Here is a 21,074-nt window from a genome sequence, read left to right on the forward strand (position 1 = left end):
GCGGATCGCTATCTGGCCTCCATGTCGCGTTTCGACCTCTCCACCGCCTGGGGCCGCTTCAAGGCTCGTTGGCATTACTTTTGGGCGGACCATGCGTTTTTGCGCGTGGCCTTCTCCAACGCCCACTGGCTGGGGCCGGATCTGGTGCGCACCAACCAGCCGTCGCCGCGCCAACTGGCCTATTGGCAGTCGAAGGGCGTCAAGACGGTCATCAACCTGCGGGGCGAACGGGACGAGGGCTATTACTGGCTGGAGAAGGACGCCTGCGAACGCCTGGGCCTGACGCTGATCGACGCCCCGCTGGACTCCCGCGACCCGCCTCAGCGCGACCGCATCCACCGCGCCCGCGACCTGTTCAGGTCCATCGAATATCCGGTGCTGATCCACTGCAAGTCCGGCGCGGACCGGGCGGGGATGATGGCGGTCTTCTATCGCCACTTCCACCTGGGCGAACCGATCTCGGTCGCCATGAGCCAGTTGTCCAAGAAATACCTGCACTCGCGCGAGGGTCTGACCGGCGTGCTGGACTATACGCTGGAGAAATATGTCGCCGAGGTCGAACCGCGGGGGATCAGCTTCATCGACTGGATCGACAGTCCCGACTACGACCCTCAGGCCATCCGCGCCGCGTTCAAAGCCAGCTGGTGGGGCACGCTGCTGACCGACAAGCTGTTACGGCGGGAGTAGGGGGCGCCCTGTCCGTCATTCGGGGGCTGAGCGTAGCCGAACAACCCGGAAGCCCGGGCCGCGTTCCCGGCGCCGATGACTTCGACAGAGGAAAATGTCCCCCTGTGTTCCGGGTTCGGCCTGCGGCCGCCCCGGAATGACGAAGGTGTTCGCTCAGCCCCACGGGCCGGTCTTGTCGCCTTCGCCGCGCTCGCGCGCCTCGGCCGCCAGTTCGGCGTCGCGGCGGGCCTTGCGGTCGGCCTCCCACCGCTTGAACCAGCGCCCATAGCTGATCTTGTCGCGCAGCGAGAAGCTGAACAGCGCCAGCACGGCCAAAAGGCCGACCAGTTGGAAGATCTGCTGCGGTTCCAGGGTCATGGTCGCTCTCGCATACAGATTGAAACGTCGGACCGGGGCGACGGTTCGGCGCCCCGATGTCGCAGGATCAGCCCGGCCTCAGGCCGCGTCGCCGCGCGGATCGATCAGCTTGTGGGCGTGCAGGATGAAGTAGCGCATGTGGGCGTTGTCGACGGTGGCCTGGGCGCGCGCCTTCCACGCCTTCTTGGCGTCTTCATAGTTGCCGAAGGCGCCCACGAACTCCACCTGCGACAGGTCGCGGAAGGTCGGCTCGCCCAGGTGGCGAAGCTCGCCGCCGATCACGAGGTGCAGAAGTTGCGGCGCGGCGGCGTTCTGATCGGTCATCGAAAATCCTGAGGCTGGGGAGGTCCTTGACGCGCGATTTAGGCCCAGAAGGCTTAAGGATCAATCTTCGCGGGGATTTCGACCCCGGTTTCAGGACGAAAGCGGCACGTTTTTACACCGCTGCACGATCAGCGGCTGCAGTGCGGGGGCCGCGCAGACCAGGCTGGCCTGGCGCGGATCGGGCCGATTGAATCTCCACGGGCGGCCGTGGTGGTCGCTGACCTTGGCTCCGGCCTCCTCGGCGATAAGGCAGCCGGCCGCCACGTCCCAGTCCCATTTGGGCGTCAGCGCAAGCGCGGCGTCGAAGGCGCCGGCCGCCACCAGCGCCATGCGATAGGCCAGGGCGTTGCGCTTTTCGAACCGCATCGGCGGCCAGGGCTCGTCGTCGAACCAGTGCGCCTCGATCAGGCGCGCATCACCCAGGATGGAAGCGTCCTCCAGCGTGTCCAGATCGGACGCCTGGATGGGCCGGTCGTTGCGGCGCGCCCCGCCGCCGCGCACGGCTGCATAGGTTTCCTCGACTTCGGGCGCATGGATGACGGCGGCGACCACCGCCCCGTCCTCGACCACGGCGATGGGCACGCACCACCAGGGTTTTCGCTTCATATAGGCCACGGTGCCGTCGATCGGATCGACGACGAAGATGCGCCGCCTGGACAGGCGATCCGGCGAGTCCGCCGTCTCTTCCGACAACCAGCCATAGTCGGGCCGCGCCGCCAGCAGCCGGTCCTTCAAAAGGGCGTCGACCTTCAGATCGCCGCTGGTGACGGGCGACCCGCCGATCTTGGTCTCGATCTTCAGGCCCCGTTCGCGCTCGGCCACGGCCAGGGCGCCGGCGTCCAGCGCCGCCTGACGGATCAGCGCCAGATCGGCGTCCCAATCCTGTTTCGAGCGGTCGATCATTTGCCCGCGATGGCCAGGGCGTCGAACATCAGGCTGGGCACGTTGAACCCGCCCCGGAACTCCAGGTCCGATCCGCGCACCATCCGCAGGTAAAGGTCCGTCAGCTTGCCCGCCACCGTCACCTCGTTGACCGGATAGGCGATCGCGCCGTCCTCGAACCAGAAGCCGGACACCCCGGCGGACCAGTCGCCCGTATTGCCGTTCAGCGACGGTCCGAACATCGACGTGACCAGAAGCCCCGTCCCCGCGTCGACCATCAGGCCCGCCAGATCCCGCTCGCCCGGCTCCATGTGCAGATTGTGGGTCGAGACGCCCGGCGGTCCCGCCAGCCCGCGCGAGGCGTGGCCGGTCGTCTCCAGCCCCAATTGGCGCGCGGCCGCGCCGTTCAACAGCCAAGTGGTCAGGACTCCATCGTCGAACAGGGCGCGGCGTTCGACCGAGACGCCTTCGTCGTCGAAGGGGGTCGATCCCATGCCGCGCGGCCGGAACGGATCGTCGATCAGATTGACTCCTTCGGCGAACACCCGCTGGCCCATCCGGTCCTTCAGGAAGGAGGTGCCGCGCGCGATGGATGGCCCCGAGATCGCGCCGATGGCCGGAGAGACGATCTGTCCCGCCATGCGATTGTCGAAGATGACCGGCGCGGTGGTCGAGGCGATCTTGCGGGCGCCGACGCGGGCGGCGGCCCGCTCTCCGGCGACGCGACCGATGGCTTCCGCGCCCGGCAGGTCGGACAAGTGGCGGGTGGAACGGCTTTCGCCGCCGCGCTCCATCGCCCCGTCCTTTTCTGCGATGACGCCGACGCCCAGGGAAAAGGCCGATCCCTGATAGGCGCCGTCGAACCCGTGCGACGTCACCAGACGCCACCGGCTGGACGACCAGGCGGCGTGTCCGCCTTCGGACCGCGCCACGCCGGGCACGGCCAGGGCGACGGCCTCGGCCTCGGCCGACTGCCGCTCCATCGTTTCGGCGCTCGGCTCGCTGGGGTCGTAGAGATCGAGATCGGGCAGCGCGCCGCGCGCCAGCCGTTCTTCCGGCGCCAGGCCCGCATAGGGGTCTTCCGGCGCCAGCCGCGCCATGGCTACCGCCCGCTCGACCAGCCGCGCCTGCGTCGCCGCCGACAGGTCCGAGGCCGAGACGGAAGCCTGACGCCGCCCCACGAACACGCGCAGGCCCAGTTCGCGCGATTCCTCGCGCTCCAGATCTTCCAACCGCCCGTTGCGGACGCCCACGGACAGGGCGCGGCGGTCGGCGCTGACGGCCTCTGCGGCGTCGGCGCCGGCCTTCAGGGCCGCTTGGACGATGTCATGGAGAAGATCGATGGAAACGGGCGCAGCCAGGGTGTCGGTCATGCCCCGATATGGCGGACGGCTTGCTGCGCCGCAACCTGCCGCGTCCCGGGCGTCAGATCAGGGCGAAGGCGATCACACCGACCGCTGCGGTCAGCAGGGCCAGCCAGGTCAGCGCCATGCCGACGATCCTGCCCAGCGACGGTCCGGTCTGCAACAGCAGGCCCAAGGCATGAGCGATGCGTCCGGCCAGCAGGGTCGCGCCTACCCCGTGCACCATCCAGGCGGAGGCGCCCACGATGGCCAGCAGCATGGCGACCATGCCCGGCGTCGCATATTCCACCAGATTGCCGAAGGCCCGGCTGGCGGCCTGGAGATCGGCAATGGCCGCCGTCGCCGGCGGCGGATCACGGTGGCGGACATAGGGCGGCCTGAACGGCGTCCATCAGGGAAGAGGGCATGGATCAGTCCTCGCGCGCCACCGGATAGAGCAGATAGCGGTCGTCATAGAAGGGCGTGCGCTTGTAGAACCAGGCCAGACGCGCCTGCGGATCGGCCGCGAATGCGGGCTCCGCCGCCAGCTTGGCCTCGAACTCGGCCTTCAAGGCCGGATCGGCGGCCATCATCCGTTCGGCCAGGGGGGCGATGGCGTAGGGCTCGATATATTCGACCCGGCTCATGACCTCGGGGAACATGCCCCAGGCGAAGAAGCTCTCGTTCGACTGCGGCTCCAGCAGCAGCACGACGATGTCGCCCAGCGGCTGATCGGTCGGCGCCCGCACCGAGCCGGTCGGCCAGGTCCAGTCGCGGCGCTCGACCTCGACCGCCTGGACCGAAGCCTGGACGTGGCCCTCGTTGGTCCGCGTCGCCAGCCTGGGCGAAACAAGCCGCAGCATGTCGACCTTGACCGTGCGCGGCGCGGTCAGGGTCTCCATCTCGATCCCGTGGGTCTTCAGCCGTTCGATCAGATCGGTGCGATAGCCGGGGATCCAATAGGCGGTCGGTCGCCTCAGAGTCAGCGTCGGCTTGGAGCCATAGAAGGGCATTTGCCACAGATCGGGATCGGGCCGGCCCAGCCAGCGGACCTCTTTCCGGCCCGAGGCGGGGCTGTCGTACATTTCGTAAAGCACGCCGCGGAACGGGCGGGTGGAGGAGGGCGTCGCCTCCTGCTCGAAATTGGCGGGGATTTCGGCGGGCCGCAGGGCCTTGTCCTGATCGGTCGCGGCGCGCAGGCCCGCGCCCTGGTCCGCCAGCAGCCGCAGCGCCTCCTCGATGAAGACATAGGTTCCCAAGACCCGCTGCTCGTGCGGTTTCAGGCTGTGGTTTTCGATCAGGATGGTGGGGACGTGGGCCGCCGCGCCCCAGCCGTTGGAATAGCGTTCGCCCAGGCCGCCGTCGTTCAACCCGGCCTTGGGATCGTCGTCGTCCTGGCCGAAGACCAGTTCGCCGGGGATATGGCCCTGCCGCTCCAGCGCCGCGTTCATCGCCGGTTTGAACACCGTGTCCAGCCACCGCGACCCGTTCGGCGACCGGCTGAACGCCCCGTCCTCTCCGTTGAAGCCGAAGGTGACGTCGTACTGATAATCCATGCCGTCGGTCACATGGACATCGACATAGAGGTCCGGCCGGTACTTCAGGATCAGGCCGCGCACGGCCCGCATCTCGGCCTGGTCCAGCTTCAGATAGTCGCGGTTCAGGTTCTGGTTGGTCGCCGTGTTGCGCCAGCCCTGGATGCGCGGCCCGCGCTGGTTGGGGCGGGAATAGGCGGATGCCCGCTCATGCCCGTCCACGCTCAGGATCGGGATCAGGATCAGGTTCACCCGGTCCAGCAGGTCGTCCTTGCCATAGAAGGCGATGTCGCGCAGCAGCATCATGCCCGCGTCCTTGCCGTCGATCTCGCCGGGGTGGATGCCGGCCTGGATCATCAGCACGGGCTTGGCCGGATCGAAGGTCGCCCCGTCCTTCGAGGCGATCACCGCATAGATGGGCCGCCCCTCGGGCGAGACCCCGAACTGCTCGATGCGGATCAGGTCGCTGGCCTGGTCCAGCCGGTCGAACCAGGCGCGGGTGTCCACATAGTTGGGCGAAAAGTCGTGCGCCGGATCGGCCTCGAACGCCGTGACCCAGGGGTCGTCCGCGCCGCGCAGCAGGGCCCTGGACGCGCCGTCCCAAGGCAGGATCGGCGGCAGGAATGGTTGGTCCCAGGCAGGAGTGTTCGCAAGGGGCGCGGGCGGGTTCTCGGACATGGCGGGGCTCACGCTACAGAAAAGGGCGGCAAGAAGGGCAGGGATTATTGATTGACGGCGCATGGTCCTAGTTGAGCCGCATGCGAAGAGGTGACAAGGACCTATCGAGACCTTATCCGGGCTGCAGCTATTTCCAGATCGGCGTCCCGTCGCCCGGCAGGCCGAGACGGTCCCACAGGTCGTTGACGCGCGTGACCACCGCCTCGTCCATGCGGATTTCCTCGCCCCATTCACGCTTGGTCTCGGGCGGCCATTTGTCGGTCGCGTCCAGGCCGATCTTGGAGCCCAGGCCGCTTTCGGGGCTGGCGAAGTCCAGATAGTCGATGGGGGTGGATTCGATCACGGTGATGTCGCGCGCCGGGTCCATCTTGGTCGAGATGGCCCACATCACGTCCTTCCAGTCGCGGGCGTCGATGTCGTGGTCCACGACGATGACCCATTTGGTGTACATGAACTGGCGCAGATAGCTCCACACGCCCAGCATCACCCGCTTGGCGTGGCCCGGATAGGCCTTCTTCATCGACACCACCGCGATCCTGTAGCTGCACCCCTCGGGCGGCAGCCAGAAGTCGACGATCTCAGGGAACTGCTGGCGCAGCAGGGGAATGAACACCTCGTTCAGCGCCTCGCCCAGCACGCTCGGCTCGTCCGGCGGCCGGCCGGTGAAGGTGGTCAGATAGATGGGATCGCGGCGCATGGTGATGGCGCTGACCTGGAAGACCGGGAACTTCTCGACCGAGTTGTAATAGCCGGTGTGGTCGCCGTAGGGGCCTTCGTCCTCGAACTCGTCCAGCAGGACATGGCCTTCCAGCACGATCTCCGCCTGGGCCGGAACCATCAGCGGCACGGTCTTGCAGGCGACCAGTTCGGCCTTGGCGCCCCGCATCAGGCCCGCGAACTGATATTCCGACAGGGTGTCCGGCACCGGCGTCACCGCCGCCAGGATCGTGCCCGGATCGGCGCCCAGCACCACGGCGCAGGGCAGGGGCTCGCGCTTCCCGGCCTTCTTGTGCCGCGCATAGTGTTGCGCGCCCCCCCGATGCGCCAGCCAGCGCATGATGGCCTTGTCCCGGCCCAGCACCTGCATCCGATAGATGCCCAGGTTGAAGTCGTCCTCTCGCTCCTCGCTCGGCCCCTTTGTCACCACCAGGCCCCAGGTGATCAGGGGCGCGGGCTCTCCGGGCCAGCACGACTGGACGGGCAGGGCGGTCAGGTCGATCTGGTCGCCCTTCAGCACCACCTCCTGCACCGGCGCCTTCTTCACCGTCTTGGGCCGCATGGACATGACGGTCTGCGCCAGCGGCAGCATCTCCATCGCATCGCCCAGACCGCGCGGCGGCGTCGGATTCCTCAGGAAGGCCAGCAGTTCGCCGACCTCGCGCAGTTCGGCCGTCGTGGTGCGCGCCTTGCCCTCCAGCGTCACCCCCATGGCGACCCGCTTCACCGTGCCGAACAGATTGGCCAGGCAGGGAATGGGGCTGATCGCCCCGTCCGGCATGACCGGCTTTTCGAACAGCACCGCCGGCCCGCCGTTCCGCAACAGCCGGGTCTGGATCTCGGTCATCTCCAGCACGGTGGACACGGGTTCGGACACCCGCACCAGCTCGCCCTTGGCTTCCAGCTGGTCGATGAAGTCACGCAGGGATTTGTAGGCCATGAGGCTTCCGCTCTTAAATCTTCCGCTCATCCCCGCGAAAGCGGGGGCCCAGTGCTATGGGCGTTGAGATATCGACGGGACGGCGCTGCCCTCGATCCTCTGACACCCCGCCAAGCGAAAGAACTGGGTCCCCGCTTTCGCGGGGATGAGCGGCTTTTGAGATGCCTAGAGTGCTAACGTTGAACTGTCACGCGCCGCGCGACCGAACAGCCGATCCAGCCCCACGAGGCCGAGCCCGACGATCAGGAAAAAGATCAGCAACCCGCCGAAGATCGCCACGACCCGGCCCAATCCCAACTGATCTACATTGACGAAGCCATAGGGCCACCAGTGCGTCGCCAGGCCGTGAACCAGGGTCCAGCCGCCATAGATCAAAGGAAAGGCCAGCCACTTCGCCGGGTCGATCCAGCGCAGCCGCCCCTTGGGCGTGAACCACAGCCAGTCCAGCACGAAGGCGGCGGGCATGACGTAGTGCAGCACCAGATTGACTACCAACGACCAGCCGGTCGGGTTCCAGTTGGGATGCAGCAGGACGTGGTACACCACCCCGACCACCACGATGTACATGGCGATGGCCGCCCTGACGCCTTCGCTGGCTGACCATCGGGCCAACCGCGATCCTTCACCCAGCAGCGGGTCCGGTGAAGGCCAGGGCGACCAGGATGTTGGTCAGGATGGTGAAGAAGCTGAAGTAGTTTAGGGTCCGCTCCAGCACCGTCCAACCCTGAACCGGCGCCACCATCAGCAGATATTGAAGCGCCAGCGCGGTCCAGCCCACGACGGCGAAGGTCGCGCGCCACAGCCTGGGCTGGTCCCGTTTGCGAAACACCGGCGCCTCCCTGGTCCGTCAGGCGGCAGTCTTGTCCCATTCGAACGCCGGGTCCAGCCAGTCGCCCAGCCGCTCGCCGCGATCCAGGGCGTCCATGCGCTGCATCTCCTCGGCCGACAGTTCGAAGTCGAAGATGTCGAAATTCTCGCGCGCCCGGCTTTCCTTGGTGGTGCGGGGAATGGCGATGATCCCGTGCTGGATCAGCCAGCGCAGGGTGATCTGGCCGTTGGTCTTGCCGTGCGCGCCGGCGATCTCGCTGATCGTGGCGTCGTCGGCGATCTTGCCTTGCGCCAGCGGCGACCAGGCCGTGATCGACGACCCCAGCTCGGCCGCCGTCGCGACCAGTTGATCGACGCCCAGATAGGGGTGATGCTCGACCTGATCGGTCAGCAGCCGCGCCTTGGACAGGCCCTGCGCCTGGCGGAATTCCTTGGACGGGAAGTTGGACAGGCCGATCGACCTGGTCAGGCCCTGGTCCTTGGCCGCGTTCAGGGCGCCCAGCGTCTCCTCGAACGTCGGCGTCGTCTTGGGCCAGTGCAGCAGCAGCAGGTCCGGCGTCGTGCCCAGGCTGTCGGCCGATTCCTTCGCCTGCTTCAGCAGGGCGTCATGGGTGAAATGCTCGACCCAGATCTTGGTCGTCAGGAAGATGTCCTCGCGCGCCACGCCGGAGTCCCGGATGCCTTCGCCGACCGCCTTCTCGTTCTTGTAGATCCAGGCCGTGTCGATGTGCCGATATCCAATCCGCAACGCCTCGGCGACCATGCGGCGCGCGTCGTCGGGTTCCAACTGCCAGGTGCCGAAGCCCAGCAGGGGGATCTCGATTCCATCGACGGTGATGGTGGGTTGATCGCCATAGGCCATCGGGCGCTCCTTGGGCTTGCTTCGCGGGGAGGGAGAAGGTCCCTCAGTTAGGCGCCGCCCCCGTCGTCGGTAAGGGCAGGGGCGGTCATCCCCAGACTTTTCGGCGCGACCCGCCCGCAGAGCATGGGCGGAACGCCTGGGAAACGAACGATGCGCCATCAAGGCCCCGTCCGCCTGGGCCGACAAGCGTTGGGCCAATTAAAAAGGCCGCGTCCCTTCCGGAACGCGGCCCCTGATCATTTCGACCGAGCCTGAACTCAGGTGATGTCTTCGTTCAGCAGGCCGACCTTGAAGAAGCCGTTCTCCTGCATCTTGTTCATGACTTCCATGAACTGCCTGTACTTCACTTCCGGCTGGGCGCGGACGAAGACGCGCTCCTCGCGGCAGGCGCCGCCGCCCAGGGCCGAGCAGACATCGACAGGCAGGTTGTCGATCGACGACTGCTTGTCGGCGATGAAGATCTGACCATTCTCTTGGATGGTGATGTAGACTGGCTCTTTTTCCTTTTCAGGGTTCGCCGGCGGCTGCGCGGGCGGCAGGTCCAGCTTGATCGACACGGTCGCCATCGGCGCGGCCACCATGAAGATGATCATGAGCACCAGCAGAATGTCGATGAACGGCGTGATGTTGATATCCGCCTGTTGTTCGATCGTGTGCTTGTCCCCGCCGGAACCACCGAGCTTGGCAGCCATGCATCGTCTCCGTTACTCGCCGGCTGCGTTCCGCGCCGACATTTCCCTATGGATCGCCCGAAGGCTTGATCGGTTCTTGGCGTCCCGATGCGGGCTTGTAAAGCGGTTCTAAACGATCTGCCGTTCCCGAACGTCAATTATACACGACAGAGGCACGACGGTTCGGCGTTCAGGCCCTGGCCAGCTTCAAAAAACGGTCCGCCAGGGCAGGATCGTCCTTGAAGGCGCCGGTGAAGCGCGTCGTGATGGTCGAAACGTGCCGATGATGCACGCCGCGCGTGGTCATGCACTGATGCTCGGCGTCCACCAGCACCGCCACCCCGCGCGGCTGCAGGTGCGATTCGATGGCCTCGATGATGTCGTTGGTCAGGGTTTCCTGGTTCTGCAGGCGCCGCGCATAGATCTCGACCACCCGCGCCAGCTTGGAGATGCCGACCACCTTCTCGCCCGGCAGATAGGCGACATAGGCCTTGCCCAGGAAGGGGGCCAGGTGGTGCTCGCAGTGGCTCTCGACCTCGATGTCGCGCAGGATGACCATGTCGTCATAGCCGGTCACGTCCTCGAAGGTGCGGCTCAGCTCCTTGCCCGCATCGGCGTCATAGCCGTCGAACCATTCGCCATAGGCGTCCACCACCCGCTTGGGCGTGTCGATCAGGCCCGGACGGTTGGGATTGTCGCCGGCCCAGGCGATCAGGGTGCGCACGGCCTCCAGCGCCTGTTCGCGCGACGGGCGTTGCACGGCAGCATCGCTGACGAGGACGGGCTTGGCGGGGGTGACGCTCATGAACTCGATTTCCGGCCGGGGCGGGCGGTCGCCCGGTTTACCTTCTACAATCCGTCGGGACTGTATATCAGGCCGCTATATGGGACAGACCCTCCGTCCCGCAAGAAAACCCGCTGAAGACTGATCCATGCCGCTGCACATCCACGACACCCTGCGCCGTGAAAAGCGCCTGTTCGAGCCCCGGAACAAGGATCGTGTCACACTCTATGTCTGCGGCCCCACGGTCTATGACTACGCCCACATCGGCAATGCGCGCCCGCCGGTGGTGTTCGACGTTCTGGTGCGCCTGCTGCGCCGGACCTATGGGGCGGACAAGGTTCTCTACGCCCGCAACGTCACCGACGTGGACGACAAGATCAATCAGAAGGCCGCGCGCGAAGGCGTGCCGATCGGCGAGGTCACGGCCCGCTACGAAGCCGCCTATCTGGCCGACATGGGCCTGCTGAACGTCTCGCCGCCCGATATCGCGCCCCACGTCACCGACTACATCCCGGCCATCGTCGATCAGATCCAGGCCATCGTCGACGCCGGCTGCGCCTATGCCGCCGAGGGTCATGTCCTGTTCGACGTCTCGTCCTACAAGGCTTACGGCGCACTGTCGGGGCGGAACCTGGACGACATGATCGCCGGCGCCCGCGTCGAGATGGCTCCCTACAAGAAGAACCCCCACGACTTCGTCCTGTGGAAGCCGTCCAAGGCGGACGAGCCGTCCTGGCCTTCGCCCTGGGGGCAGGGACGTCCCGGCTGGCACATCGAATGCTCGGCCATGATCGAACAGACCCTGGGTCTGCCCATCGACATCCACGGCGGCGGCATCGACCTGGTCTTCCCCCACCATGAGAACGAGATCGCCCAGGGCGTCTGCGCCCACGGCCATGCCCACGGCGACAACGCCCACGACGAATACGCCCGCTACTGGATGCACAACGGCTTCCTGACCGTGGATGCGGAAAAGATGTCCAAGTCGGTCGGCAACGTCCTGCTGCTGCACGATCTGGTCCAGGCCATGCCGGGCGAGGTCGTCCGCTGGGCCCTGCTCAGCGCCCACTATCGCCAGCCGCTGGACTGGAACCAGGGGCTGCTGGATCAGAGCCGCAAGAACCTCGACCGTCTGTATGGCGTCCTGCGCGACGCCGACGCGGCTTTGTCCGACTTCGACGCGGCCACGCTGGACGAGGCCGAGATGGAGCTGGCCGAGAACGCGCTCGATCCCATTCTGGACGCGCTTGAGGACGACCTCAACACGCCGGGCGCCATCGCCCAGCTGTTCGGGCTGGGGAACGCGCTGCGCGAGCTGCTGAACGACGCCGAGGCCGATATCAACGATGTCGCCATGGCCCGCTGGAGCCTGAAGGAAGCGGCCGACCTGCTGGGCGTCCTGTGCCTGACGCCGGACGCCTGGTTCGAGGGCGGCGATCCCGCGCTCAAGGCCGAGGTCGAGGCCCTGCTGGAGCAGCGCGCCAGCGCCCGGGCCGAAAAGAACTGGGCCGAGGCCGACCGCATCCGCGACCGCCTGAACGCCCTGAACGTCGTGGTCATGGACGGCCCCGACGGCGCGACCTGGCGCGTGAAGGGCTGAAGTCGGTTTTCGTCATTCCGGGGCGCCTTTCCGGGACGTCTTGCGGGCGGCCCGAAAAGACGGTCCGAGTCCCCTGAGGTTCTCGGGGCGACGTCGAATGCGCGTCCGCCCCTAACGACGCTGGCGTCCGGCCCGTGTTTTCAGGCCCTTGTCGAACTCCATTCGCCATCTGCGCGCCTGGCTTCGCAGCCGTGGCAGGCTGCGTCGGTTTGGGTGCGAGGCGCCGCGCACGATGGGGGCAGGGATGCCAAATCGGACTGATCGGACTGTTCGGACTGTTCGGACTCCGTTTTTCGGAATCCGGACTCTATCCCGCCTTGCGGATCAGTTCGTCGGCCAGCGCTCCCGTCAGATAGCCGTCGGCGACCCGGCCGTTGGCGATCTGCCAGCGTCGCAGGGCCGCGCGGGTGTTGGTCCCGATCACCCCGTCCACTCCTTTTGTGTCGTAGCCCAGGCGCGTCAGGGCCCTTTGCGCGCCGATGCGCTGGTCGCGCGACATGGAGGGATCGTTCGGCCAGGCCTTGGTCAGCCCCGGCTTGCCCATGATCCCGTCCGCCGTCAGGCCGATCGCCAGGGCGTAGCTGACCGAATTGTTGTAGCGGCGGATGACGTAATGGTTCGGCAGGGCCAGGAAGGCCGGGCCGTTCGCGCCCTGCGGCAGCAGGATGGTCGCCTCTTCCAGCGCCTCGGCGCCGTTCGGCGTCCCGCCTTGCGCCAGACGCACGCCCTTGGCCGCCCAATAGGTCCAGTTGTGCTTCGGCCCCTCCGCCTCGGCGTAGTCGAACCCGGCGGGCAAGACGACCTCGTATCCCCAGGTCTGGCCGCGCTTCCAGCCCGCCTGGGCCAACAGGTTGGCGGCCGAAGCCAGGGCGTCGGCGTCGTCGTTCCAGATGTCGACCTTGCCGTCGCCGTCCTGATCCACGCCCAGGCGCAGATAGTTGTCGGGCATGAACTGGGTCTGGCCCATGGCCCCTGCCCAACTGCCCTTCAGGCCCGCCCGCTCGCGTCGGCCGTCCACCACGATGTCCAGGGCGTCCTTCAACTGTCCTTCGGCCCAGTCGCGGCGGCGGCCGTCATAGGCCAGGGTCGCCAGGGAGCGGATCACGTCATAGTCGCCCTGGACCTGGCCGAAGGCGCTTTCCTGGGCCCAGACGCCGACCAGGATCTCGCTGGGCACGCCGAACCGCTGGACCACCGCCCACGGCACCCGGTCGATACGCTGCTTGGCCTGGGCGATTCGCACCGGCGTCACCGCGTTCTGGACATAGGCGCCGGCGGGCTTGGAGAATTCGGGCTGGTTGCGGTCCAGGCGGATCACCGTCGGGTCTGGCGTCACATTGGCCAGCTCCCGCTCGTAGGCCGCGCGTCGCGCGCCGCCCTTGCGGGCCAGAAACCCCTGCTTCCAGCCGTCGAACCCCTGCTGGTCATAGGCGGCCAGGGGCGGGACGGCGGGCGTCGGCGCGGGCTGGGTCTGGGGGGCGGCGGCGTTCGATCCGCCCGTCTGCGGGGCGGGGCTCGGCGCGGGCAGGGGCGGCTCCGGCAACATGGGCGCACAGGCCGAAACGCAGGCGATCAACAGCAGTCGGTACGAAAAACGCATGGGATTCAGACTAAAGGGACGCGAGGCCGGGGTGAAATGACATCCGCGCGAGAGGGGGTTGCGGCGGCTCAAAACGCCTGAGACGCGATTTCGAACCCGGGAATTCCCCGTCTAGGCCCATTAACCTTGATTATGGTCGACCTCTTAGGTCGGTGCGACCTAGTATCGCAAGGTCCCTCTGAACGGCCTGATGGCGGAGCGGCGACGCAACGGGCGTGCAACCCCGTAAACCCTCCGTTCGACTCGGAGGTCAGGCCTCCACCCTTTTTCTATGTGCTGTCGCGCTTTGCGGTACTTGAGCGCGGCTGAGGGGATGCGGCCGTGGTGCAGGCGGGGACAGGGTTCTGTCAGGTTTTGGCCGGTTGCGGCTTGACCTGCGAAAGCCGTCTCTCTATACGACCGCCTCCGCCGCGATCCGACCGGGTCAGCGGCTTTCTTATTGGCTTCTTTCAGGACGTCCGACCATGAAGGTCCGCAGCTCGCTCAAGGCCCTGAAGACCCGCCACCGCGACTGCAAGATCGTGCGTCGCAAGGGTGTCGTCTTCGTCATCAACAAGACCGACCCGCGCTTCAAGGCCAAGCAGGGCTAAGGGTTTCCTCCGCCTCTTAAGATAAGGCGGCGCGCTCAGGTAGCCCGAAGGGCGATAGCGCGCTTGGGAAAGCCTACGATCCACAGGCTGCGGATGTTGTCCGCGGCCTTTTTCGTGTTCGCGGTTGAGCCGGCCGGCCCGGCATGGTTAGCGTCCGCGCCTGATTTCTGGAGTACTCCCCATGGCTGACGACGCCTCGTTCGACGGCAACCCCGATGTCCTGACCGCGACCGCCCAGGGCCGTCTGCGCACCATCATCGAGCGGTTGGAGCGGCTGGAAGAAGACAAACAGGCCGTCATGACCGACATGAAGGAGGTCTTCGCCGAGGCCAAGGGCGAGGGCTACGACGTCAAGGTTCTGCGCAAGGTCATCCGCATCCGCAAGCAGGATAAGGCCAAGCGCCAGGAGGAGGAGGCCATCCTGGACCTCTACCTCTCGGCCCTCGGCGAGGTCTGAGGAGATTAAGGGCTGAAGCGCACGCCCATCGGTTCATCGAAAGGCGGGCTGTCGCGCTCAAGCAGCCTGAAGGGCGATAGCGCGTCGAAAGTGCGCTCAAGCAGCCTGAAGGGCGATAGCGCGTCGAAAGTGCGCTCAAGCAGCCCGAAGGGCGATAGCGCCTTCAAGAAGACGCTGCCGAGCCCTGGGGATCAGCAGCGCAAGGCCGCTCAGCGATCGGCCTTGAACGCTTTGAAACGCGCCCGCCGCTCGGCAGAGCAGGCGGGCGTTTCGCTGTCCGAATGGGAGGGCGAATTCCTCGATTCGGTCGGCGAGCGCGTAAAGACCCATGGCCGCGCCTTCGTCGACCCCGAAAAGGGCGCGCCCGGCCAGGCCCTGTCCGCCATGCAGGGCCGCAAGTTGAAAGAGATCACCGCCAAGGCCAAGGGCGAGCCCCCAAAGCCCCGGTGGGGCCGCGGCAAGACGTCAAGCTCGAAACGACCGCAGGATGGCGCGGACATCACGGGGGACGATTGATGCTGATCGGTCTGGTCGTGCTTCTACTGCTTGATGGGTCGAAGACCGCGAACCGCTATGGTCCACCTGCGATCTAGCCTCACCCCGCTTCCTTCAGCTGAGCTTCCAGCCCCTGCTCGCGGACCTTGCGGTAGAGGGTAGAGCGACCGATGCCCAGGCGGCGCGCGATCTCGCTCATATGGCCGGAATAGACCTCGATGGCGTGCTGGATCAGATCGCGTTCGATCTCTTCCAGGGTTCGCAGGTGGCCGCGGTCGTCCAGGATGCGGATGGGCTGTTCCGCCGAAGGCGTGGCCGCGACACGGAGCGGCGGGGACGCGCCGGCCGTGCCCGGCAGAGGGGCGGCGACGCCCGAGATGGCCGGGAAATCATGCGGCTGTAGGAAGGGGGCGTCGGCCAGGACGATGGCGCGGAACACCGCATTCTCCAACTGGCGCACATTGCCGGGCCAGTCGAAGCCCTGCAGCAGGGCCAGGGTCTCGGGCGCGCAACCCGAGATGCGGCGGCCTTCCTCGGCGTTGAAGCGTGCGATGAAGTGATCGACCAGGGCCGGAATGTCCTCGCGCCGGTCGCGCAGGGACGGGGCCTCGATGGGGAAGACGTTCAGGCGATAGAACAGGTCCGCGCGGAAGGCGCCGTCCTTCACCTGCTGGGCCGGATCGCGGTTGGTGGCCGAGACGATGCGGACGTCGATCTTGACCGGCCGCTTGCCGCCGACGGGGTCGATCTCTCCCTCCTGCAGGGCGCGCAGCAGCTTGACCTGCATGTCCAGCGGCAATTCACCGATCTCGTCCAGGAACAGGGTGCCGCCGTCCGCCTCGCGGAACTTGCCCAGGGTCTTGTCGACGGCTCCGGTGAAGGCGCCCTTCTCGTGCCCGAACAGGATCGATTCGATCAGATTGGCGGGCAGGGCGCCGCAGTTGACCGCCACGAAGGGCTTGCCGGCCCGGTCGCTGGCCCCGTGCAGGGCGCGGGCGATGACCTCCTTGCCGACGCCGCTCTCGCCGGTGATCAGGACGGGGATCGAGGATTTGGCGGCCCGGGCGCCCAGGGCCTTGACCATCCGCATCGGGCCGCTGTCGCCCACGATGTCGTCGAAACTGGTTCGTCCCTGGACCCGCTTGGTCAGGCGTCCGACCTCTGCCGTCAGCCGGGTCATCTGCATGGCGTTTCGCACCCCGACCAGAAGTCGCTCGGGTCCGACCGGCTTGACGAAGAAATCCTGGGCCCCGGCCTGCATGGCCTTGACGACCATGTCGATGCCGCCGTTGGCGGTCAGGACGATGACCGGCTCGTTGACGCCTGCGCTACGCAGTTCGGCCAGGCATTCCAGCCCCGACATCTCGGGCATCACCATGTCCAGCAGCACCAGATCGGCCCCGCCGCCCTTGGTCATCCGGTCGATGGCCTCGCCGCCGCCCGCCGCATGGACCACGGCGTAGCCGTCCCGCTCCAACACGGCCTGGATCAGGCGACGCTGAGTCGGATCGTCATCGACGACCAGGATGGTCTTGGCCATGAAAAGCGCCCTTCGTTCCTGGACCTGTCCATACGCGACTGGCCCGTTTCGGGACGATTTCTAGGGCGACGAGGTGAAAAACGGGTGAGAGGGCGTGGTGAGCAGCCCGTTAACCGCGCGTCTGCGGTTGCGGCGAGGCGCCGGCGTCGCCACAACGGAGCTATGAACGCCCTCTTCAAGACGCCCGACGCCGACGCCCCTCTGTGGGACCTGTCCGACCTCTACGCCTCGCGCGAGGATGCGCGGGTGGCGCAGGACATGGCCAGGGCGCGCGCCCTGGTGGATCGGATGAACGCTCTGCAGGGCCAACTGGTCGAGACGCGCACGGATGCGGCGGCTCTGGGCGCCGTGCTGGACCAGGCGATCGATCTGTATGAACAGGCGTCTGACGTGCTGGGCGCCCTGGGCTCCTATGCCTTCCTGGCCGCCTCCACCGCGCGCGACGACCCGGGCGCGCAAGGGTTCGAGGCCGATGTGCGGGAAAAGATCACCGCCATCGCCACGCCGACGGTCTGGCTGACGTTGGAGATCAATCAGATCGACGAGGCCGAGTTGGAAGCGGCGCTGGCCGCCCATCCGGGGGCTGCGCGCTGGCGGCCCTGGCTGCGGCGTGTGCGGGCGATGAAGCCCCATGAGCTGTCGGCCGAACTGGAGACCTTCATCGCCGAGCGCGGGCCGATCGCAGCCCAGTGGCCGCGCCTGTTCGACGAACAACTGGCCGCCCTGCGCGCCGTCGTCGGCAAGAAGGGCGCGAACGCCGAAAGCCTGACCCTGGCCGAGGCGCTGAACCGTTTGTCGGACGCCAAGCCGGCCCGACGAAAGGCCGCCGCCGAAGGGCTGTCGGAGGCTCTGGCCGCTCGCGCCCCGACCCTGGCCCTGGTGCTGAATACGGTCGCCGCCGACAAGGCGATGGAGGATCGCTGGCGCGGGTTCAAACGCCCGGCCGACAGCCGCCATCTGGCCAACGAGGTGGACGGCGAGGCGGTGGACGCCATGGCCGAAGCGGTCGCCGCCGCCTATCCGCGCCTGTCGCACCGCTATTACGCCCTGAAGGCCAAGGCGATGGGCAAGGCGCGGCTGGACCACTGGGACCGCAACGCTCCGCTGGAGACGACCGCGCCGCGCGCCTTCAGCTGGAGCCAGGGCCGCCGGATCGTGCTGGACAGCTTTTCCGACCTGGGCGGCGACTTCGCGGACCGGGCCGCCGGCTTTTTCGACAAACCCTGGATCGACGGGCGCGCGCGGCCCGGCAAGCAGTCGGGCGCCTATGCCCACCCGGTGACGGCGGATCGCCACCCCTATGTCTTCCTGAACTGGATGGGCGAGCGGCGCGACGTTCTGACCCTGGCGCATGAACTGGGCCACGGCGTTCACCAGACCCTGGCGGCGGACCAGGGCACGCTGCTGGCCGACACGCCCCTGACCCTGGCCGAGACCGCTTCCATCTTCGCCGAGGGTCTGACCTTCGACCGGCTGCTGGCGACGGCGCCCAGGGCTGAACAGCGCGGGCTCCTGGCGGGGCGGATCGAGGACGGGCTGAACACCGTGGTGCGTCAGATCGCCTTCCACCGTTTCGAGACCCGCTTCCACGACGAGCGGCTGAAGGGAGAGGTGTCGCAGCACCGCATCAATGAACTGTGGCTGGAAGAGATGGGGGCGTCGCTCGGGCCGGCGGTGACGCTGAACCCCGGCTATGAGCACTGGTGGAGTTATGTCAGCCACTTCGTGCATTCCCCGTTCTACGTCTATGCCTACGCCTTCGGCGACCTGCTGGTGGCGGCCTTGATGGAGGCGCGGCGCAAGGATCCCACGGGTTTCGCACCCCTGTATCGCGACCTTCTGGCCGGCGGCGGGGCGCGCACCTATGTCGAGGCGCTGAAGCCCTTCGACCTGAACCCGCGCGACCCGGCCTTCTGGAGCGTGGGCTGCCGGCGGCTGGAACGGTTGATCGACCAGTTCGAAGCCCTGGGCTAGGGCTGGGGCCTGGCCGGGCTTGAGTGGCGCGCGCGGCTCGCTATAAATCGGCCTAACAACAGACTGGGGAGTCTCCATGGCCGATCCGCACCACGCCGACGAAGCGAACGCCTATGTGCGTGGCGACATGGCCATCAAGGAACAGATTTCGACCTTCCGTCTGTTCCTGAACCTGGCCAAGTGGGGTTCTCTGGCCGTGGCGTGTCTGGTCCTGATGCTGACCCTGTGGTTTCACCCCGGGCGGCGACTTCGTCGTGGCGCTTCTGGGCGCAGTGGTCCTGGCCGCGGTCGGATTTTTCGCCCTGCGATCCAAGCCCCACGCTCGCTGAGCCCTGGGGCGATGCGGCCTTCCAAGGCCGTCGCAGGGCCGTAATCCCAGGCTTGGCGTAACCGTGCTTTGACGGCTATCGCCGGAACGGCCTAACCTTCGTTCAAGAACAGAAACGAGGGGATTCGCTTGGCCGTCTCTATCGCCGCAACCCGTGAACGCCGAGAGGGCGAGACGCGCTGCGCCGTCACGCCCGAAACGGTGAAGAAGCTGATCGCCTTGGGCGCGACCGTCACGGTCGAGGCCGGAACGGGCCTGGGCTCGTCCATCGCCGACGCGGACTATGTCGCCGCCGGCGCGGTGGTGAAGCCGGACACTCGCGCGGTGCTGGACGCCGCCGACATCGTGCTGAAGGTGCGCGGCCCCACGGCCCAGGAAACCAGCGCGCTGAAGCCCGGCGCCGTCGTCATCGCCATGCTGGACGCCTGGCGCGACAAGGCGTCGGTCGAGGCTCTGGCCGGCGCCAACGCGACCGCCTTCGCCATGGAGTTCGTGCCCCGCATCACCCGCGCCCAGGTCATGGACGTGCTGTCGTCCCAGGCCAATCTGGCCGGTTATCGCGCGGTGATCGAGGCGGCCTACGCCTATGGCAAGGGCTTCCCGATGATGATGACGGCGGCTGGCACCGTCGCCGCCGCAAAATGCTTCATCATGGGCGTGGGCGTCGCCGGGCTTCAGGCCATCGCCACCGCGCGGCGTCTGGGCGCCGTCGTCACCGCCACCGACGTCCGCCCCGCCACCAAGGAACAGGTCGAGAGCCTGGGCGCCAAATTCCTGGCCGTCGAGGACGAGGAGTTCAAGAACGCCCAGACCGCCGGCGGTTACGCCAAGCCGATGTCGGCCGAATATCAGGCGAAACAGGCCGAACTGACCGCCAGCCACATCGTCAAACAGGACGTGGTCATCACCACCGCCCTGATCCCCGGCCGGGCCGCGCCGATCCTGCTGACCGCCGCCCATGTCGCCTCGATGAAGCCCGGCTCGGTCATCATCGATCTGGCGGTCGAGGCGGGCGGCAATGTCGAGGGCTCGAAACTGAACGAGGTCGTGACCACCGCGAACGGCGTCACCATCGTCGGCTGGTCCAACCTGCCCGGCCGCATCGCCGCCGACGCCAGCGCCCTCTACGCCCGCAACCTGACCGCCTTCGTCGGCCTGTTGATCAAGGACGGCGTTATGGCGGTGGATCTGGAAGACGAAATCCTGAAGGCGGCGGTGGTCACGCACGGCGGGGCCGTGGTGCATGAAGGGGTGAGGGGAACAAACTGATGGAACACGTCGATCCCACCGTTTTCCGCCTGGCCATCTTCGTGCTGGCGATCTTCGTCGGCTATTACGTCGTCTGGAGCGTGACGCCGGCGCTGCACACGCCGCTGATGGCCGTGACCAACGCCATTTCCAGCGTCATCATCGTCGGCGGCCTGATCGCGGCGGCGGCCGTGTCGGGTGATGCGACCGGCCCCAGCGCCTGGATCGCCAAGGGCGCCGGCGTCGTCGCCGTCACCTTGGCCAGCGTCAACATCTTCGGCGGCTTCATGGTCACGCGGCGGATGCTGGCCATGTACAAGAAGAAGGAGCGGCCCACGCCTAAGTCCGCTCCCGAGGCGTCTTCGTGACGGACGCCGCGCAGATCGCCATCACCGGCTCTTGGGTCGCCACCGGCATCGGCTTTGGCCTGTGGCTGTACGGTTGGTTCGGGACCAGGGTTCCGATCAAGCGCCAGCGGTTGCACGACTGCGGCATCGCCCTGGTCTTTTCGGCCATTCTGGTTCGCGTGGTGACGCAGGATCGGCCGCTGGGCGTCTTCGAATGGGCGCTGTTCTTCATCGGCCCGCTGTTCATCGCCGCCGCCCTGTGGCGGTTGGTTCGCACGTCTTGAGGG

General features: G+C 67.0%; 24 protein-coding genes and 1 tRNA gene. 11 read left to right on the top strand and 14 right to left on the bottom strand.

Annotated elements, in window-relative coordinates:
* Nucleotides 1-21 precede the first annotated feature (21 nt).
* A complete protein-coding gene (locus QE389_RS00485; RefSeq protein ID WP_307363612.1) occupies nucleotides 22-687 on the top strand; it encodes a tyrosine-protein phosphatase in 666 nt (221 codons plus the stop codon).
* A 153-nt stretch (nucleotides 688-840) separates the two neighbouring features.
* On the opposite strand, the gene QE389_RS00490 is transcribed toward QE389_RS00485, so the two are convergent.
* From QE389_RS00490 to folE, 12 genes are all read right to left on the bottom strand, one after another.
* Complete coding sequence (locus tag QE389_RS00490; RefSeq protein WP_307363614.1) at nucleotides 841-1,044, bottom strand: hypothetical protein; 204 nt, start codon at nucleotides 1,042-1,044, stop codon at nucleotides 841-843.
* 78 nt (nucleotides 1,045-1,122) lie between these two features.
* Nucleotides 1,123-1,368: a DUF4170 domain-containing protein gene (locus QE389_RS00495; protein ID WP_307363616.1), complete on the bottom strand. Its 246-nt coding sequence runs from the start codon at nucleotides 1,366-1,368 to the stop codon at nucleotides 1,123-1,125.
* Between the two features lie 90 nt (nucleotides 1,369-1,458).
* Nucleotides 1,459-2,271, bottom strand: coding sequence for a 3'(2'),5'-bisphosphate nucleotidase CysQ (locus QE389_RS00500; protein ID WP_307363618.1), 813 nt, complete (start codon nucleotides 2,269-2,271; stop codon nucleotides 1,459-1,461).
* Complete coding sequence (locus tag QE389_RS00505; RefSeq protein WP_307363620.1) at nucleotides 2,268-3,623, bottom strand: TldD/PmbA family protein; 1,356 nt, start codon at nucleotides 3,621-3,623, stop codon at nucleotides 2,268-2,270. Before QE389_RS00505 ends, QE389_RS00500 begins: the two co-directional genes overlap by 4 nt.
* 52 nt (nucleotides 3,624-3,675) lie before the next feature.
* A complete protein-coding gene (locus tag QE389_RS00510; RefSeq protein WP_307363622.1) occupies nucleotides 3,676-3,903 on the bottom strand; it encodes an MAPEG family protein in 228 nt (75 codons plus the stop codon).
* A 121-nt stretch (nucleotides 3,904-4,024) separates the two neighbouring features.
* Nucleotides 4,025-5,806, bottom strand: coding sequence for a M14 family metallopeptidase (locus tag QE389_RS00515; RefSeq protein ID WP_307363624.1), 1,782 nt, complete (start codon nucleotides 5,804-5,806; stop codon nucleotides 4,025-4,027).
* A 127-nt stretch (nucleotides 5,807-5,933) separates the two neighbouring features.
* The gene (locus tag QE389_RS00520; protein WP_307363626.1) at nucleotides 5,934-7,463 is read right to left on the bottom strand and encodes a UbiD family decarboxylase; all 1,530 of its coding nucleotides are present in this window, start codon (nucleotides 7,461-7,463) and stop codon (nucleotides 5,934-5,936) included.
* 165 nt (nucleotides 7,464-7,628) lie between these two features.
* Nucleotides 7,629-8,075, bottom strand: coding sequence for a Pr6Pr family membrane protein (locus QE389_RS00525; protein WP_307363628.1), 447 nt, complete (start codon nucleotides 8,073-8,075; stop codon nucleotides 7,629-7,631).
* A 10-nt stretch (nucleotides 8,076-8,085) separates the two neighbouring features.
* Entirely contained in the window at nucleotides 8,086-8,292 is a 207-nt protein-coding gene (locus QE389_RS00530; protein ID WP_307363630.1) for a hypothetical protein, read from the bottom strand.
* A gap of 18 nt (nucleotides 8,293-8,310) precedes the next feature.
* Nucleotides 8,311-9,153, bottom strand: coding sequence for an aldo/keto reductase (locus QE389_RS00535; protein WP_307363632.1), 843 nt, complete (start codon nucleotides 9,151-9,153; stop codon nucleotides 8,311-8,313).
* A gap of 257 nt (nucleotides 9,154-9,410) precedes the next feature.
* Nucleotides 9,411-9,845 carry a biopolymer transporter ExbD gene (locus QE389_RS00540; protein WP_307363634.1) on the bottom strand — a complete coding sequence of 145 codons (435 nt, stop codon included), beginning with the start codon at nucleotides 9,843-9,845 and terminating at the stop codon, nucleotides 9,411-9,413.
* Nucleotides 9,846-10,014: 169 nt separating this feature from the next.
* On the bottom strand, nucleotides 10,015-10,629 hold the full coding sequence (gene folE, locus QE389_RS00545) for a GTP cyclohydrolase I FolE (protein WP_307363636.1): 615 nt from the start codon (nucleotides 10,627-10,629) through the stop codon (nucleotides 10,015-10,017).
* 127 nt (nucleotides 10,630-10,756) lie between these two features.
* Between folE and cysS the strand changes: the two genes are divergently transcribed.
* A complete protein-coding gene (gene cysS, locus QE389_RS00550; protein ID WP_307363638.1) occupies nucleotides 10,757-12,208 on the top strand; it encodes a cysteine--tRNA ligase in 1,452 nt (483 codons plus the stop codon).
* 307 nt (nucleotides 12,209-12,515) lie between these two features.
* Here the strand turns inward: cysS and QE389_RS00555 are convergent, their stop codons facing one another.
* Nucleotides 12,516-13,808: a lytic murein transglycosylase gene (locus QE389_RS00555; protein ID WP_307363640.1), complete on the bottom strand. Its 1,293-nt coding sequence runs from the start codon at nucleotides 13,806-13,808 to the stop codon at nucleotides 12,516-12,518.
* Nucleotides 13,809-13,992: 184 nt separating this feature from the next.
* On the opposite strand from QE389_RS00555, the gene QE389_RS00560 reads away from it, so the two are divergent.
* From QE389_RS00560 to QE389_RS00575, 4 genes are all read left to right on the top strand, one after another.
* Nucleotides 13,993-14,069: transfer RNA gene (locus QE389_RS00560), tRNA-Ala, on the top strand.
* A 203-nt stretch (nucleotides 14,070-14,272) separates the two neighbouring features.
* Nucleotides 14,273-14,398 (top strand): type B 50S ribosomal protein L36, encoded by a 126-nt coding sequence (gene ykgO / locus QE389_RS00565; protein WP_307363642.1) that lies wholly within the window; start codon nucleotides 14,273-14,275, stop codon nucleotides 14,396-14,398.
* A 181-nt stretch (nucleotides 14,399-14,579) separates the two neighbouring features.
* Entirely contained in the window at nucleotides 14,580-14,855 is a 276-nt protein-coding gene (locus QE389_RS00570; RefSeq protein ID WP_054765057.1) for a DUF2312 domain-containing protein, read from the top strand.
* A gap of 174 nt (nucleotides 14,856-15,029) precedes the next feature.
* Nucleotides 15,030-15,371, top strand: a complete 342-nt coding sequence (locus QE389_RS00575) for a hypothetical protein (protein WP_307368843.1) — start codon at nucleotides 15,030-15,032, stop codon at nucleotides 15,369-15,371.
* Nucleotides 15,372-15,450: 79 nt separating this feature from the next.
* On the opposite strand, the gene QE389_RS00580 is transcribed toward QE389_RS00575, so the two are convergent.
* Nucleotides 15,451-16,890, bottom strand: a complete 1,440-nt coding sequence (locus QE389_RS00580; RefSeq protein WP_307363645.1) for a sigma-54 dependent transcriptional regulator — start codon at nucleotides 16,888-16,890, stop codon at nucleotides 15,451-15,453.
* 162 nt (nucleotides 16,891-17,052) lie between these two features.
* Between QE389_RS00580 and QE389_RS00585 the strand changes: the two genes are divergently transcribed.
* The 5 genes from QE389_RS00585 (at nucleotide 17,053) to QE389_RS00605 (ending at nucleotide 21,071) form a co-directional block, all read left to right on the top strand.
* Nucleotides 17,053-18,864: a M3 family oligoendopeptidase gene (locus QE389_RS00585; protein WP_307363647.1), complete on the top strand. Its 1,812-nt coding sequence runs from the start codon at nucleotides 17,053-17,055 to the stop codon at nucleotides 18,862-18,864.
* A gap of 76 nt (nucleotides 18,865-18,940) precedes the next feature.
* Nucleotides 18,941-19,237: an aa3-type cytochrome c oxidase subunit IV gene (locus QE389_RS00590; protein ID WP_307363649.1), complete on the top strand. Its 297-nt coding sequence runs from the start codon at nucleotides 18,941-18,943 to the stop codon at nucleotides 19,235-19,237.
* A gap of 84 nt (nucleotides 19,238-19,321) precedes the next feature.
* On the top strand, nucleotides 19,322-20,461 hold the full coding sequence (locus QE389_RS00595; RefSeq protein ID WP_307363651.1) for a Re/Si-specific NAD(P)(+) transhydrogenase subunit alpha: 1,140 nt from the start codon (nucleotides 19,322-19,324) through the stop codon (nucleotides 20,459-20,461).
* Nucleotides 20,461-20,808 (top strand): NAD(P) transhydrogenase subunit alpha, encoded by a 348-nt coding sequence (locus tag QE389_RS00600; RefSeq protein ID WP_307363653.1) that lies wholly within the window; start codon nucleotides 20,461-20,463, stop codon nucleotides 20,806-20,808. The genes QE389_RS00595 and QE389_RS00600 overlap by 1 nt, the downstream gene beginning before the upstream one ends.
* On the top strand, nucleotides 20,805-21,071 hold the full coding sequence (locus QE389_RS00605; RefSeq protein ID WP_307363655.1) for a hypothetical protein: 267 nt from the start codon (nucleotides 20,805-20,807) through the stop codon (nucleotides 21,069-21,071). Before QE389_RS00600 ends, QE389_RS00605 begins: the two co-directional genes overlap by 4 nt.
* Nucleotides 21,072-21,074 lie beyond the last annotated feature (3 nt).

Source organism: Brevundimonas sp. SORGH_AS_0993 (genome assembly GCF_030818545.1).
Taxonomy (GTDB): Bacteria; Pseudomonadota; Alphaproteobacteria; order Caulobacterales; family Caulobacteraceae; genus Brevundimonas.